We start from the raw sequence: 15,265 nt of genomic DNA, 5'->3' as shown, positions 1-15,265 counted from the left end.
AAAATGGATTTATTTTTCTAAATATAAACTTGAATATAATACAATTCCTTCAGTGGAAAATGTCTCCTTAATGTACTTTGGTATGCACTCCCTATTTTGCAGTACGATTGTCGATAACACGACGAGCCTTCATCGTGAAACGTGTTAAGGAATTGTCTTCCATTCGCTCAACATCAATTCTGAGACCCACACGTTTTCTTAACGATTGCGCTAAAGCCGGAACAACTTTTTCAGGGCCTTCAATTTGAATTTTTACTTGATTCATTTCCTGTTCTGTATAATAAATAATTCGGAATTCCTTAATGGAGTCGAATTCACGAACAATTGCTTCAAGAGATGAAGGGTAAATATTAACTCCACGTATGACAACCATATCATCTGTACGCCCTAACAAACCGCCTGGTAAAAATAAAAATGGATTTCCACATGTACAAGCATCCGGTTTATATACAACAGCATCCCCAGTACGATAGCGAATCATCGGATAACCGAAACGTCCAAGATTTGTTAATACGAGCTCTCCACGTTCACCAGGTGCCACATGGTCTAAGGTATCTGGATTTATAACCTCAGCAATGAATTGTGTTTCATTCACATGTAATCCACTTTGTTTTTTGCAAGAATAGCCGTATGCACCCATTTCAGTCATTCCAACATGATCAAATAGCTTAGCTCCCCATAATCGTTCAATTTGAGAACGTGTAGAAGGAACCGATCCTCCTGGTTCTCCAGCTGTAACGATTTTTTCAATAGTTGAGTCTTTAATATTTAGCCCCAACTTTTCGGCCACCTCTGCTAAATGAAGTGCATAGCTTGGTGTGCAAAAAAGAACTGTTGCTTTGTTTTGAAGTATACTGTTTAAACGTTCCTCCGAAGACATGCTCCCACCTGGAATGGCCATGCTGCCAAGTTTTTGAACAGCTTCATGTGCTGCCCAAAACCCGATAAAAGGTCCAAATGAAAATGCTAAATATGCACGATCATTATTCGTTACACCTGCAGATTTTAAAACTACCAACCAACAATCTGACCACCAATTCCAACTTTCCGTCGTGTCGAGTACCTTTAAAGGTCGTCCTGTCGTTCCTGATGTCTGGTGATAGCGAATATAGCTATCTTCTGGATATGAATGATTTCGACCGTATGGAGGATTTATGGTTTGATCTTCAGCTAATTCGCTTTTCGTTGTAAATGGTAGATGACTTAAATCTTTCAGTGAAGTAATAGGTAAGTTTATACCTTTAAGTTTTTCCTTATAAAACTCATTAAAGCCTTTAACAAAAACTAATAGCTCATTTAACTTTTGCATTTGGTAAGATTTAAGATCAACTTTTGTCTCGTAGACTTGATGATCCACCAAACATCCACCTCACTTTTATTTTATTGAAATTTACAAAAATTCAATAAACCTTGTAAAAATAATAAAACAAGATTAACACTATGAAAATGCTTTTATACCGCTATGTGGAACAAGGAGAACAAATTTTTTTATAAATTGTGAAGGTTTACTTATGGTTGAAGTAGTATTCATATATAAAAGAAAACTTTTGTTCTTTGGAGTTATGGTTTATTTATAGGGGGAATATTTATTTATGTCTCGCACGACAAACAGCTCATTAACAAATGCACTTCGCATTTTAAAGAACTTTTCTATTGACCATCCAGAATTCAAATTATACGAAATTGCAGATCATATTGGTGTTTCCAAAAGCACAGCTTGTAGACTTCTTCAAACATTAGAAAGCGAAGGATTTGTTTATCGAAATATAAAGTTTAATTCGTATCGTTTAGGATCTTCCATACTCGCACTATCGAATACTGTTATCGATCAAATAGCCAACTTAAAGGAAACTACACATTTTTTAAAACAATTAACTATACAAACAGGTGAATCCTCACACATTGCTATTTTAGAAAACACTAATGTCATATATTTAAAAAAAGAAGATAGCCAGCACCGCGTTCAATTACTGTCACATATTGGACGCCGTAACCCTGCACACTGTACGGCGTCTGGTCAAGCCATTTTAGCATTTATTAATCCTCTAACGATTGAAAAACTATTCGAACATGGTTTAGAACAAACGACCCAATATTCAATTGTAAGTTTACCTATGTTAAAAGAAAAATTAGCGACTATTCGAAAGCAAGGCTATTCTATTAGTAAAGGTGAATTCATTGAAAATATCGTGTCAGTCGGAGCTCCCATTTACAATAAAAAGAATCAAGCATTCGCTGCAATTAGTGTTGCTGGTCCAAAGAAACGAATCCTACCAAACTTACAAAAGATCGTCGAAAACGTACTCTTCACAAGTGAAAATATTACAAAATACGTTCAAGCCCACATAAAGGATGTTGACATTGAAACATTTATTCAATGAAAAATATTTAGTTGCCTCTGTAAAAAATGCCATGCGCATTTTAAGACTTTTTACACCGAAGCAAAATGAATTAGGAATAACAGAAATGGCGAAAAAGCTTGATTTATCTAAAAGCACAGTGCATCGTTATGTGAAAGAACTAGTACAAGAAGGATTTTTAGTCCAAAATAAATCAAATGGTTATTATCGCCTTGGCCTATCAAATTTAGCATTAGGCGGTATTGTCCAATTGAACAAAGAAATGTACACAGATGCGATACCAATACTTACCAAACTTGCAAATCGTTTTCAGTTACTAGCACATATTTGCGTAGTGGAACACAATCGTGTTGTCTACTTAATACGTGAAATGGGCAATCAACCCGTGAAATTAATTACGAAAAGCGGGCGGCACAACGACATACACTGTACAGCAGAAGGACTCGTAATTTTAGCGTTCAAAAGTAAAGACATTATAAACAATGTCCTCACACAGGATTTAAAAAAGTACACAAAATACACAGATACTGACCCGGTGCTTTTGAAACAAAAAATTTTAAAAATCCGCTCCAATCAATACGCTGTCACAAAGGATATGTATGCAATCGGGTTTATCAGTTTAGCGGTGCCAATTCGAGATTATACAGGTGAGGTCGTTTCTTCTCTCGCCCTTATTGGAGAATCAAAAAATGTTATGACAAATGAATACGACGAAATAATTAAAGAGTTACAAAGGAGTGCTAAAAAAATCTCAGAGCAGTTGGGATACTATGACCAATTATAGTACCCCTCTCCCCGTTTGTTTAAGTGTATTCCTTCACTTCTTGCATTCTTTAAACAATCAATCTGTTCAATAAACGAATATCATTAGTCATACCCTCATAAGGTGCCTGGAATATGACTTTTTCATTATTGACTCTCTCATTTTTGAAATATGTGATATCAGCAAACTCAGGAACAACATGCTTTGGATAGGTTTCATATTTTATGCGAGACTCTTCCATTCAGTACATATCTTCACAATCTTGCTTTTTTTATAATCCAGATACCTCAACATGTTCCATAAACCAAAAGACTATTCTTGCAAAGATAGCCTTTTGATTTATTTTTAGTAGATTGACTTCCATGGATAAATAAAAATAAAGCGTTCCGATTAAAAAGTTATTTTTCCTGAACGGATATCATTAGTCATACCCTCATAAGGAGCTTGGGATATAACTTTTTCGTGATTGACACCCCATCGCCATCAAGCTAAGAAAAGCGAATACCCCAAAACGAAAAAATGTACATTTTCTCTTGGAGATGTTATAAAATTCTTAAGTTGATGGGTATGAGGCGATACCCCATGCCTATCAAGCTATTATTTTGAAATTACCCCAAAACGAAATTTTTATCTTTCCACAGTTATTTATAATATCCCTGCTCATTTTTTTCGTTTTGGGGAACAAATAATTTCTTAACTTGATAGCAATGTGGTGATATCCCTTATTTAACATTTCATGTAAACCGATTTGAAAAATATAGACTAGATTTTAATCGGCGTCCTCCAGATATTGAATTTGATATACCTGTATCACCGATTCCAATTGAAGCAGCTGGTTAATCTAAGCATGAGAGGAGGACAATTCATATAACCTTCTCTTTTGCTTTACGTTTGTAAGTGGCTCCTCAAAAAAATGCCTTTATTTATGGTACAGTTTCCATCTATAAATGCTAAACTACATCCTCAACAATACGGTGTAAGTGTAATTTAATTGGAATAATACCCTTTACCAAACTTCTAAATGAAATGTATGGCTGAGTAGTTGCTATTATTTTATTAATAACTTGAAATATATGTTTCTATGAAAAAAGCTGTTGAAAGGAATCCCCTTCAACAGCTTCTCCATTATTAACGATATAAACGAACTGCACCCGCAGAATTATCATCTGCTTGTCCAACGACTTCGAATTTTAATCCAAGTTTCGGTACTTTACGCCCTGCATCTGGGATTAAGTTGTTCATATAAGATTTCGAATCATCAAACTTCGTTACACCTGGTAATCCGTTATACTCAAATGTTCCGCGTGATGGAGATACAACTTTCCACGCTGGTGTTTGGTTAAAGGAGAACGCAGCATCTGCAATTTGATATCGTGTACTATTTTTAACAGTTGGTTTACCGTTTAACGTTCCAACAATTGCCTCTGGGTGAGAGTCAACAACTCCTAAGAAACCTTCGCCCGGATGAATACCAACCCAGTTATCTGTAAAGCTAGAGTCTGCATACCATACAACAAGACCCGTATTGTACGCTACACCGCTGCTATATTTTAACGCTTCATCAGCACCAGCATAGTTTCTCCACTCTAAATAGTAGTTATGTTTCTTCTTATAAAAGCCGTCTGATACAACGAAACCGTTTAATTTAAATTGTGATTCACCTTCTGCATCATCAGAGAACACAACTTTTCCATCGACAGTTAATGTTGCATTATCAAGAGTAAAACCACTTGGTGCCGTAGCACCATCTGTAATGTATTCGAATACTAATTTTACTTTTTGACCTTTAAATTTGCTTAAGTCATATGATTTATCTATCCATTTTCCTTCTGTTGTGTCTAGACCATTTTTAACATTCTTTTCACCAATTCGATCCACTAACGTTTTCGTACCATCTTCTGTCACTGCATGTACTTCAAGGAAGTCCCAACCAGTTTCAATTTCATACAATGATTTGTAATCAAACTTCGCATTTGTTGCATTTGTTAAATCAAACACTGGCGTTTCTAGTGTCGTATGAAGATCATCGCCTTTTGTACTAAAGTAATATTTCTTACCAAATGCAGGCTCAATACCTTTTACATCTTTATCTGGTAAGTTAACACGAATCAGACCAGGACGAGCTGATTTCGTTACACTTTGATCTAAGTATGTCGCAAAACCGATACCGCGATTTAATTTATCATAGTCAGTCTCTACAATATTCGCCCAGTTTCCGCCAATGTTCTTTTGAAAGAACTCTTTGTTTTGCGGCGAGAAACTTGGTGGCGTTGAACCTGCAATTTTACCTGCCCAGCTGCCGCCGCTCATAACAGACCAAGAGTTAATCGGCTCACCTGATCCAGAGTATTGCGTATCATACTCATCTGGAAGACCTAAATCATGACCAAACTCATGTGCGAATACACCAACTGCTCCGTCTTCTGGCTCAATTGTGTAATCGTATGCTGCCATTTTACCGCCCCAGTTATCCACTTTTGCTTTTGTTCCTTCAATTGGATATGGCTTTCCAAGATTCCAGCGGTGTGACCAAATTGCGTCATCACCTAATCTACCGCCGCCTCCATCTTGACCAACTCCAGCATGAATGACCATTAAGTGATCAACCAGTCCATCTGGTTCATTTTTATTTCCGTCTCCATCAAAGTCATATTGATCATACTGGTCAAATTCAGATAAATCCATACCGCTTGCTACAGCTGCATCTAATGACTCTTTTACAAGATCACGAGGTCCTTTTGGTCCTTTATTATCATGACCGCCATCGCCAGCATCTGCACCATAATCCGCTGCTTTACCTGGAACTGTTAACCACTTTGTTACTGTTCCATCAACTGTATAGCTACCGCCTGATTGCTCTTCATAATATTGCTTAAATGTCGAGATTTTCGAACCATCAAATAACGTAAACGGCTTATCACCAAACAACATGTTTTGATAATGTTCTGGCGTAAAATCGTTTGAATACATATAACCTGGTACTTGATCAATATTGTTATGCTTAAAATCAGCATATTCTACTAGCAATACAAGTACTTTATCTTTGCGAACATCACCATTATATTGTTTTTGCTTCGCTGAAGAAGTTGGTACTTTTCCGTTTAATCCACCTTTAACCTGCTCTTGCCCAGCTACCGGACTACCAATAGGTTGATCAGCTTTTTCTTTCATATCTGCTTTTGCATCTTTCACTTTTTTCAAAAAGTCAGAAGCTTCTCTCGAGACACTGTCCCCCGCTGCTGGTTCTTTTCCAGCATTCTTGCCTTTTTTCTTCTCTACATATTTTTCAACAGCTTTTAATGTGTCTTCTTTCGACGCAGATTTACTAATTACACCACGCTGCTTCAACGCGTCTGCTAGACGATCCTCCGGAATTAAATTTTCATCAATTGGACTTAAAGATTCTACATTAGACGGCGTTGCCGCATAAACAGATTGACTACCAAACCCAAATGTGCAACTAAGCACAGCTACCGCCGCAAGCGTAGACAGCACTTTAAAAGGCTTTTTCTTCATCCTTATTCCTCCCCAACCTTAAATATATAGTAATATTTTGATAATAAAGAAAATTATATCTATTTGCAAGATATTGTCTTTATTTGTAATATTTTTGAAAATATCCTTTGTTTTAGATTGGCATATATTCTGATCAATAGATGTTTTTGAAATATATTGGGGGTGCAGCAGCGATCACTACTTTTGGGGGTCACTCATTATTTTAGTTAACAGAATTAAAGTTCCGTTAACTTTTGGAGATAAATGTAACAAGATTAGTTTACAGAACACTTGTAAATATTGTTGGGAAATTAAGTTCTTATACACGTCAAAATATAGTAGCAAAAGCTTTAAGAGAGATAGGAAGAATCGAAAAAACTATCTTTATCTTAGATTATCTTTCAAATAAACCTATGCGCCGGCAAATTCAACGAGGATTAAATAAATTTATACTTTTTAGAAGACAAGACAATGCTTACAACGATTCCAGCCATGTTGAACATCAGAACCCTTTTTTTCAGCTATTTGCACGTGAACCAAAAATAATACAACTATATATCACAATTAGAAATAAAATTACTAAACTTATTGAGAAATATTTCATAAGAGACTCCTTTTTGATATGATGTGCAAAATGTATTGTCATAAATTAAGTCAAGAAATAACTACAATAAAAGAGTTATTTTCCTAATATTCTTACATTTAAAACCCTGCTATTATTAATTTTACTTATTAAAGCTACTAACTAATCAATTCCTTTGCGACCTCTTTCGATCTGAACGCTTTTTTGTATTGTTTAAATTCTTGTTTATCAACTCGAAATTTTTCACCAGTATCCATGTTTTTTACTAGATATGTTTTAGCAGTATATTCCTTTATTAAAAAATAAAAGAAATATATCCAGAAAGTTAATGTGAAAGTCGAGAAAGCTAAGAATAATCCTGGAATAAACATTATAATCTCCAAGCTTGAATTTACTCGTTTTAAAACATTTTTTTGTCCTGTTGCTACTTCACCTTGCTGTGGTCGTTGCATGCGTTTTAAAGATGCAACCGTATCATAGCTCATAAAAAACCTCCTTCAAGTAAAAAGCTATTTAGAGCTTTGATTTGTCTTTAGGAATGAGGTGGCAAGATACTTAATTGATATTTATTTTTCTTGCTTTTTCTCTTTTATTTTAATTTTTGCTGCTTTGTAGAATGCTAATTTTCCTTCATTATACTCTTTAGTATATTGATTGAACTTTTCTTTTTCTTTTAGTGTTTCTTCATTCAATATATTGATAGCTTTAACTTTCTCACTAATCTCTTTTAGTTTTGTTTCTTTGTCTTTTAACTTTTCATAAAGTTCTTTTTCGAGTATTAGTGATTTTTTGTAACTTTCATTCATTTTCCGAAAAGCTTCATAACGATTTGTATAAACTTCTGCTACCTTTTTTGCTTGTTTTTGTAATTTTTTATCCTCGATTTTATTTATATAACTATGAACTGATTTTACTTCTTTTTGCGCTTTTTCTAGTACATCTTGTTCAGTTTTCAACAATTTTTCACGTTCATTTACATTTATAACAGCCTGTTCTATTTGTTGTATCACTGCTTTGTTTTGTTCTTTTCCTTCTTGTATAATTTGATTGTACAATTCTTGCGCTTTTGTTTCTAACTGCTCAAATATTTTCACATTATCAAATAATGTTTTTTCTTGATTTGCTGCATTTTCAAAAGCAACATATAATTCTTCTTCTGGTTTTGCACCCAAACATCCTACTAGCAACGCAATTAATAAGATTGCTATAAATGCCACTTTTCTATAAATCAATGTCATTTCCTCCTATGGTGTTATATACGTTCATTTATCTTATAAAAAATGTACCAATCCTTTCTCTACCGACGATACATATCGTACTTCAATGTACCTCAACCATTTTCTTCAAAATATCAAATTCAATTCCTTTATCGGCTACATTGATTATTGTTTACCATACCTCTTGTATTAAATTAATAATACGTCTTCCTTTTGTATATACTTCGGTGGGGATTTGTACAATATTTTCATGAATATTGAGGCAATTCACCATAGAGGCGTTGTTACTGTTCCTACAATGTTTGATTGATGCATGAAAATCGTGTATTTCTAAAGACTAAATTATCTCTTAGCAGTATGGAAACTACATGAAAGTATAGATATACACTTGTAAAATATACAAATCATACTTTCAAGGTATCCAGAAGAAAAGACGTTTTCTTTTTGGTATAATCCTCAATCTTCTATAATAGATATGGTAACGATTCCACATTTGTTTGTATTGACTATCAAATGGATTGAAATTTTCTATACATACAAGAATTTGATAATAATTACACTACCTTATCTACTTAAGAAGATACGATAGTGTAATTTCTCCCCCAGTAACTGCTTGAATCAAGTGATTGGAGGAGAAACAAGCAGGGGCTGTATTCCACAATACCAGTGCTTTATTTAATTCTACTTATATTAGAACCTTCGTACATTTAACTATCTCATGTTCGTAACCTTCCGCATAGGCAGCAACCATGATTGTTGTTTCTTTATATGTTCTTTAGGTAATAAATGATTGTACTAAACGTTGTCTATTAAAACTGCTACCCATGTCCTACGATAACAGTCCATTATGAAGGAATCTATTGAAAGGAAACTTAATTACATATAATCCCCTTTTCGAGAGCCTCTTCTAAAGACACACTAGTGTATCCAAGTTCTTTTGCAATTACTTCACATGTGATTTCACCGTTGAGCATGTTTACGCCAAGTTTTAACGCATCGTTTTCAAAAATAGCTTTTTGCACGCCCTTGTTGGCAATTTGCAATGCATATGGAGTTGTTACATTCGTTAAAGCAATAGTAGATGTTCTCGGAACAGCACCTGGCATGTTTGCAACGGAGTAGTGCAGAACTCCATACTTTTCAAATGTCGGATTATCATGAGTAGTTACATGGTCACACGTTTCCACAGCGCCTCCTTGGTCAATCGCTACATCCACGATTACAGATCCAGGCTTCATTGTTTTTACCATTTCTTCCGTAACAAGCTTAGGGGCTTTGGCGCCAGGAATTAATACTGCACTAATCAAAAGATCTGCTTGTTTTACCGTTTCCGCGATATTGAACGGATTGGACATCAATGTTTTGATTTGAGTACCGAAAATATCATCCAGTTGGCGTAAGCGATCAGCGTTTAAGTCAATAATCGTAACATCGGCACCAAGACCAATCGCCATTTTCGCAGCATTTGTTCCTACAACACCACCGCCGATAATGGCAATTTTACCTCGGCTTACACCAGGAACCCCTGCAAGTCGAATGCCTTGGCCACCATTCGACTTCTGTAGGAATTGGGCCCCGATTTGCACAGCCATACGTCCAGCTACCTCACTCATTGGTGTAAGGAGAGGAAGTGTATGGTTCACTTCTACTGTTTCGTAGGCAATTGCGGTTACGCTTTTATCTTTAAGAGCTTGAGCTAAAGCGGGTTCAGCAGCCAAATGTAAGTATGTAAACAAAATTAGGCCCGGGCGGAAGTGCATATACTCGCTGGCAAGAGGTTCTTTTACCTTCATAATCATTTCTGATCGGTTCCATACTTCAGCAGCACTTTCAATAATTTCGGCACCAGCATGTACATAGTCTGCATTTCTAAATCCACTACCAACACCTGCATTTGTTTCAACCAATACCTTATGGCCAGCTGTCACAAATGGAATAACTCCTGCAGGCGTAAGTGCGACACGATTTTCATTATTTTTTATTTCCTTTGGAACTCCGATAATCATTAGATTGCCTCCCTTAACTAATCTTTGCGTTATTTTGTTGTAATTCGAGTATAGGGGATTACATGTGTTTTTTCATCGTTGAGAACAAAGAAAAATACAGCATCCTTTTGTGGAATTCCACAAAAGGATGCTGTTACATAAATTTTTGTAACTTGAGATCCAAATACAAAATCATTTTTTGATTTGGATCTTTTAAATCAATTTCACTGATTTCACAAATACGTTTCAGTCTATAACTCAGTGTATTTGCATGAATGTTCAAAGCTTGGGCCACTTCGCCAACATTGCTATCTTTATTCAGAAAGGTTTCCAATGTTTCAACAAGATCGCTATTATGCTTATGGTCATACTCATATAGCTTTTGCAACGCCTGGTTTTCATACTCTTCATGCTTCCTTTGTTCCAGTAGAATATCGATTAATTGATAAATCCCCATGTCTTGATAACTGTGGATATCAGTTGTGTCAGAAGGGAACTTTTCCTTTATAGCTAAAACCTTTAGTGTTTCTTTGTAAGCTTTACTAATCTTTTGGTAATCACTATAAATACTGCTGAATGCCGGCTTGATAGATTTTATACCAAATCTCTTTTCCATTTTGTATATAAATTTTTCGATGAAAGCGCTGATTTCATGGAAAGGTCGATTTACATTATCCAATGAGGTAAGAAGAATCAACTGGTTACGATCAATTGTAGAAAGTAAAACTTTCAAATGTTGACTTGTTTTTAACAAATAAGAAATTTGTTTTTCTTTTTCACTTGTAATTTCTTGGTCAAAATGGAATACGGCAACAGTAAATAAGGAAGCGGGAGAAATATGAAGCAGGTGAAAATTTTCAATGATTTCTTCGTTTACCTGCATATGATTGGTAAGCAACTTCCACAAAAACTCTTGCGATCGTTCATTTTTTTTGTTTTTGTGGATTTGAAGCTGTAATAACTTGCTTTTCACGGATTCCGCAGCTTTTCTCAGCAATGCGTAATCTTGCTCACTGAAAGTTTTCTCGATTTCCAAAGCCCAAATGAATCCTAAGACGTCCTCTTTGTTCCAAATAGAAATCGCAACCCTGTCACCGAGACCAATATCATCTATCTTTTTTACACGAATAGGTTCAGGATTTTTTAGAAGAGCGGGGATAATGCCCTCTTTCCACAAGTTATTGATTATTTTTTCAGGTACGCGGCGCCCCATAATAGTCGCAATTCTGGCGGAGTCTGTTCTTTCATCATGGGTACTATATGCGAGAAGGCGGTGATTCACATCTTCAATCGTAATTGGGCATTGCAGAATCTCACTGATTACATCAGCAAACTCTTCTAAACTATCGAAGCTTACTCTAAAAAGATCGTTTTTCATAAATGGCAAAATTCATCCTTCCTATTTAAAATATATTTTCGTATTTACTCTAGATGAAAATATATTTTGTGTAAATTAACAAAATAATACCATAATACCTTCTATTCTATGAAATAAATAGATTTTCACAAAAGCTAAAGCTTTATTTTTTATAAGAAAAAATTTTATAATGATAAAAAAGAAAGGAGAATCTCTATGAAATTGCTACGTTCATTTCTCATTCTAACTCTTGTTGTATTATTAAGCGCATGCAATACAGCAACAAACGTCACAAAGGTGCAAGAAAACGGCGAAACGACTTTAAAAATTGGGTCCCTGCAAGGGTATCATGATGTGCAAACAATTAAAATTGAAAAAGGGAATGTGGAAATTCCTTTTGAGGCGGCTGTTGAAGAAGGTACGATTTTATTGCAAGTCACAAAAGACGACAAGGTCATTTATGAAGAAGAAGTCACTTCCAAAAAAGAAGGTTTACTTTCTTTTGAAGCACCAAAATCCGGATCATATGATTTAATTGTACGTGTGAAGGGTAAAGAAGAAAAAGCAAAAGGAATTCAAATACATACGAAGCTATGAAAAATCGGCAAGCGGAGTGTAACCGCTTGCCGTTTCAATTTAAATACCAACGTTTTTGAGATCGGTACTATCTCTTAGAGTGATAAAATCAACGTTTTTTCCGTTTTATAGATGCAATCTCATTTATTTTTCTTGGTGTTCCGCATCCCATTCACTTAAATAGGATGCATATTCCAATTCATCTGGATTATCATGTAACATAGAAATAAACTCTAATTTATTTCCATCACAATCCAGAAAGTATACACTTGCAGCTGGCATCCATCTTTGGACAATTGGCTCTTGATTTCCTTTTCCTTGGCTTCCCACCACTTCTATTCCACGATTCTCTAACCACAATTTAGAAGTCTTTAGAAATTCTAAATCTACACCAAAAGCAAAGTGTTTCATCTCAAAATCTTCAATATTATGTACTTCCCATAGTCCAATCATTTGCTTTTTACTCTCTCCTACCCAAAAGAAAGCCACTTTTCTTTTGGATAGTTTTCTTGCTAATGCTAACCCTAACTTATTTTGATAGAAATCTATCGCCTTTTCTAAATCTCTTACATGTAAATGAGTTTCGTATATGTTCTGTATCATTCTGCTTATTCCTTTCTTTATTGGTAACTACGGGTTGAGTAGTTACTGTAATTCTAAATCTGAAGTATGTATAATCATTGTAATGTATCTCCATATCCAATATACCTATTTACTATTATATCGAAGTTGAAATATGATAAATCCAACTGAGGTAGCAAATTCAAATAAAAATCCTACTACTTTTGTAGGAGAAATCTCCATTAAATTCAGATGATATAGTTTTATAATAAAGTCACGATGTTTCTAAAAAAGACGCGAAGTTTTGAAGAAAGTTGCGACGTTTTTAAAAATGATGCGATGAAATAACTTATCTAAGTGGAGAAGGGATTTCACCTTTTTTATTAAACGAATGAAGCAGGATAATTTTAGAATGTTGCTTATAATATATTTTGAAGAAAATAGTACAGGAGGTGCTAAAATGGCTAGGTTAAAATTATTAAAGAGTATAGGACATAATACTGTTCATAGCTATTTAAGTTTAATGAATTGTAGAGACAACGGGTTTGTTTTTAAACATTTATATAATATTGCTAAAGAGAAAAATATAGATAGCATAGTTATAGATATTTTAGGAAGAAATATTAAACCTAAAGCTTTTGAAATTCCAGTAATAAAGGAGTCTTTAGATGATTTAGGAAAAGACTTCGAACGTCTTTTAAAAAATGCAAATATTCCCTTAGACAATGTTTTTTCTGCAACAGCAAGCATCATTTTTAATCTTGAAAACTCACACATTGGTATTTCTGGTGCTGAGCTAGAAAAATATGATTGTCTTGTAGAAATTATAGATAAAAATGAAAAATCACATAAAATTACCGTTAAAGAATGGTGGCGATAGTTCCATGTTAAATGACAATAAAGTTGTTTCTGTAGTGCTTAAAGAAATAGTCTAAAACATTTTTTTAATGAGACAATAAGGAGCGGTTTATGAAAAAAATTATACTTATTGGTTCGGGCGGTTCAGGGAAATCTACATTAGCAAGACGCTTAGGTGAAAAATTAAAAATAAATGTTTATCATCTTGATGCATTATTTTGGAAACCTAATTGGGTAGGTGTTCCAAAGAATGAACAAAGAAAAGTGCAAAATGATTTAATTAAAGAAGAAGAATGGATTATTGATGGAAATTATGGTGGGACAATGGAAATAAGACTGAACGCAGCTGATACAATAATCTTTCTTGATATACATAAAACAATATGTGTTTATCGTGCTTTCAAAAGAATAGTACAATATCGAAATAGAACAAGACCAGATATGGGCGAAGGATGCGAAGAAAGATTTGACTTAGAATTTTTCAAATGGATATGGGAATATCCAACGACCAAAAGACCTGTAATTTTAAAAAGACTTGATCAATTATCTAGGGATAAAAAAGTTATTATCTTAAAATCACCAAAAGAAGTTCAACAATTTTTAGAACAAGTGCAATAATTATAAACTGAAGGGTGTATTTTTTCATTTCCCTAAGTCTATTAAAAACCAACAAATCCCAACTATCCCTTGTAGAAAATTAGGATTTGTTTTCATGAAAGAATACATCTTCTTTTTTAAAGCACTACACTACATTTAATTTACAATAAAGTCGTTCAAAAAACTCTAGTCATGCTATTCAACAATCGGGCCATTTTATGGAATAACACCTTTAAAATCTGGATATTTGTGTTAAAATTTCTCTGTATTGTTTTCTATCTAAACTGGACAAGAGGGGTATTTGGGATTTATGGGAATAGCTTGTAATTTGAACTGCGGACATTGCTCTTACAATCAAAATGTTTTTTTAGGAATTGGATTTAGTTATATACACTTGAGTTCGATTTTAGAATGGTATGAGGAAGAAGAAGGTCGGCAATACATCAGAGAGTTTATTAATAACAAGGAAACGTCTTTTGAATGCTACGACGGTCTATATGTTTGTCAGAAGTGTTGTTACCTATTAAATAAAGTACATTTACATATGAAGTCAGGAACCCAATCTTACACGAACACTCATACTTGTCCTCGATGTAATACTCAAATGCCGTCAAAGCCTTTAGTCGATATTAATCAAAGTGATGTTCTAGATTGTCCAGATTGTGGGCAAGAAAAGCTAAAGGTGAGTTTTTATATGGATTGGGACTAGGAAGTTGGTTCTTAAAATTTCCTTATTAAATTAAAAGAGGCTTTAGCAAAATGACTGTGGAGTTATCTTACAGTTATCGTGTTTTTCAATATTCTACAATCGGGCGCGATTCTGGAATAACACAGATAGAAACTGATCAAACTTTATTCCAAAGCTACACATGAAATCATATTTAAATAATGAAAAAACGCTATTCTTTTAGTG

At 34.4% G+C, this 15,265-nt stretch carries 13 protein-coding genes and 1 pseudogene; 6 read left to right on the top strand and 8 right to left on the bottom strand.

What is annotated here, in order from left to right:
- Positions 1 to 91: 91 nt before the first annotated feature.
- Positions 92 to 1,357, bottom strand: a complete 1,266-nt coding sequence (locus tag BLV40_RS16770; RefSeq protein ID WP_090691982.1) for a phenylacetate--CoA ligase family protein — start codon at positions 1,355 to 1,357, stop codon at positions 92 to 94.
- Between the two features lie 235 nt (positions 1,358 to 1,592).
- On the opposite strand from BLV40_RS16770, the gene BLV40_RS16765 reads away from it, so the two are divergent.
- On the top strand, positions 1,593 to 2,381 hold the full coding sequence (locus BLV40_RS16765) for an IclR family transcriptional regulator (protein ID WP_090691979.1): 789 nt from the start codon (positions 1,593 to 1,595) through the stop codon (positions 2,379 to 2,381).
- A complete protein-coding gene (locus tag BLV40_RS16760; RefSeq protein WP_170833671.1) occupies positions 2,362 to 3,144 on the top strand; it encodes an IclR family transcriptional regulator in 783 nt (260 codons plus the stop codon). Before BLV40_RS16765 ends, BLV40_RS16760 begins: the two co-directional genes overlap by 20 nt.
- Before the next feature lie 49 nt (positions 3,145 to 3,193).
- On the opposite strand, the pseudogene BLV40_RS16755 reads toward BLV40_RS16760, so the two are convergent.
- Together BLV40_RS16755 and BLV40_RS16750 are read right to left on the bottom strand one after the other, a co-directional pair.
- Positions 3,194 to 3,421: pseudogene (locus tag BLV40_RS16755) on the bottom strand (phenolic acid decarboxylase); the annotation flags it as partial.
- Positions 3,422 to 4,251: 830 nt separating this feature from the next.
- Entirely contained in the window at positions 4,252 to 6,639 is a 2,388-nt protein-coding gene (locus BLV40_RS16750) for an immune inhibitor A domain-containing protein (protein ID WP_090691969.1), read from the bottom strand.
- A 233-nt stretch (positions 6,640 to 6,872) separates the two neighbouring features.
- Between BLV40_RS16750 and BLV40_RS28105 the strand changes: the two genes are divergently transcribed.
- Positions 6,873 to 7,244 (top strand): Tn3 family transposase, encoded by a 372-nt coding sequence (locus tag BLV40_RS28105; RefSeq protein ID WP_139265558.1) that lies wholly within the window; start codon positions 6,873 to 6,875, stop codon positions 7,242 to 7,244.
- A gap of 115 nt (positions 7,245 to 7,359) precedes the next feature.
- Here BLV40_RS28105 and BLV40_RS16740 read toward each other — a convergent pair whose 3' ends face one another.
- The 4 genes from BLV40_RS16740 to BLV40_RS16725 form a co-directional block, all read right to left on the bottom strand.
- Positions 7,360 to 7,686 carry a hypothetical protein gene (locus BLV40_RS16740; protein WP_090691966.1) on the bottom strand — a complete coding sequence of 109 codons (327 nt, stop codon included), beginning with the start codon at positions 7,684 to 7,686 and terminating at the stop codon, positions 7,360 to 7,362.
- 81 nt (positions 7,687 to 7,767) lie between these two features.
- Complete coding sequence (locus tag BLV40_RS16735; protein ID WP_026591529.1) at positions 7,768 to 8,433, bottom strand: YkyA family protein; 666 nt, start codon at positions 8,431 to 8,433, stop codon at positions 7,768 to 7,770.
- A gap of 857 nt (positions 8,434 to 9,290) precedes the next feature.
- The gene (gene ald, locus BLV40_RS16730; RefSeq protein ID WP_090691963.1) at positions 9,291 to 10,424 is read right to left on the bottom strand and encodes an alanine dehydrogenase; all 1,134 of its coding nucleotides are present in this window, start codon (positions 10,422 to 10,424) and stop codon (positions 9,291 to 9,293) included.
- A gap of 133 nt (positions 10,425 to 10,557) precedes the next feature.
- Complete coding sequence (locus BLV40_RS16725; RefSeq protein WP_090692117.1) at positions 10,558 to 11,781, bottom strand: PucR family transcriptional regulator; 1,224 nt, start codon at positions 11,779 to 11,781, stop codon at positions 10,558 to 10,560.
- Positions 11,782 to 11,976: 195 nt separating this feature from the next.
- On the opposite strand from BLV40_RS16725, the gene BLV40_RS16720 reads away from it, so the two are divergent.
- A complete protein-coding gene (locus BLV40_RS16720; protein ID WP_090691961.1) occupies positions 11,977 to 12,357 on the top strand; it encodes a BA_1872 family lipoprotein in 381 nt (126 codons plus the stop codon).
- A 123-nt stretch (positions 12,358 to 12,480) separates the two neighbouring features.
- Here BLV40_RS16720 and BLV40_RS16715 read toward each other — a convergent pair whose 3' ends face one another.
- Positions 12,481 to 12,939 carry a VOC family protein gene (locus tag BLV40_RS16715; RefSeq protein ID WP_090691957.1) on the bottom strand — a complete coding sequence of 153 codons (459 nt, stop codon included), beginning with the start codon at positions 12,937 to 12,939 and terminating at the stop codon, positions 12,481 to 12,483.
- Positions 12,940 to 13,288: 349 nt separating this feature from the next.
- On the opposite strand from BLV40_RS16715, the gene BLV40_RS16710 reads away from it, so the two are divergent.
- Together BLV40_RS16710 and BLV40_RS16705 are read left to right on the top strand one after the other, a co-directional pair.
- Positions 13,289 to 13,777 (top strand): hypothetical protein, encoded by a 489-nt coding sequence (locus BLV40_RS16710; protein WP_244525419.1) that lies wholly within the window; start codon positions 13,289 to 13,291, stop codon positions 13,775 to 13,777.
- A gap of 89 nt (positions 13,778 to 13,866) precedes the next feature.
- Positions 13,867 to 14,373, top strand: a complete 507-nt coding sequence (locus BLV40_RS16705; RefSeq protein WP_026591535.1) for a DNA topology modulation protein — start codon at positions 13,867 to 13,869, stop codon at positions 14,371 to 14,373.
- The last annotated feature ends 892 nt before the right edge of the window (positions 14,374 to 15,265 follow it).

This window comes from Bacillus sp. 166amftsu, from assembly GCF_900107445.1.
GTDB classification, from domain to species: Bacteria; Bacillota; Bacilli; order Bacillales; family Bacillaceae_G; genus Bacillus_A; species Bacillus_A arachidis.
The sequence above is the reverse complement of the archived record's forward strand: the minus strand, read 5'-3'. Positions and strand labels throughout refer to the sequence as shown.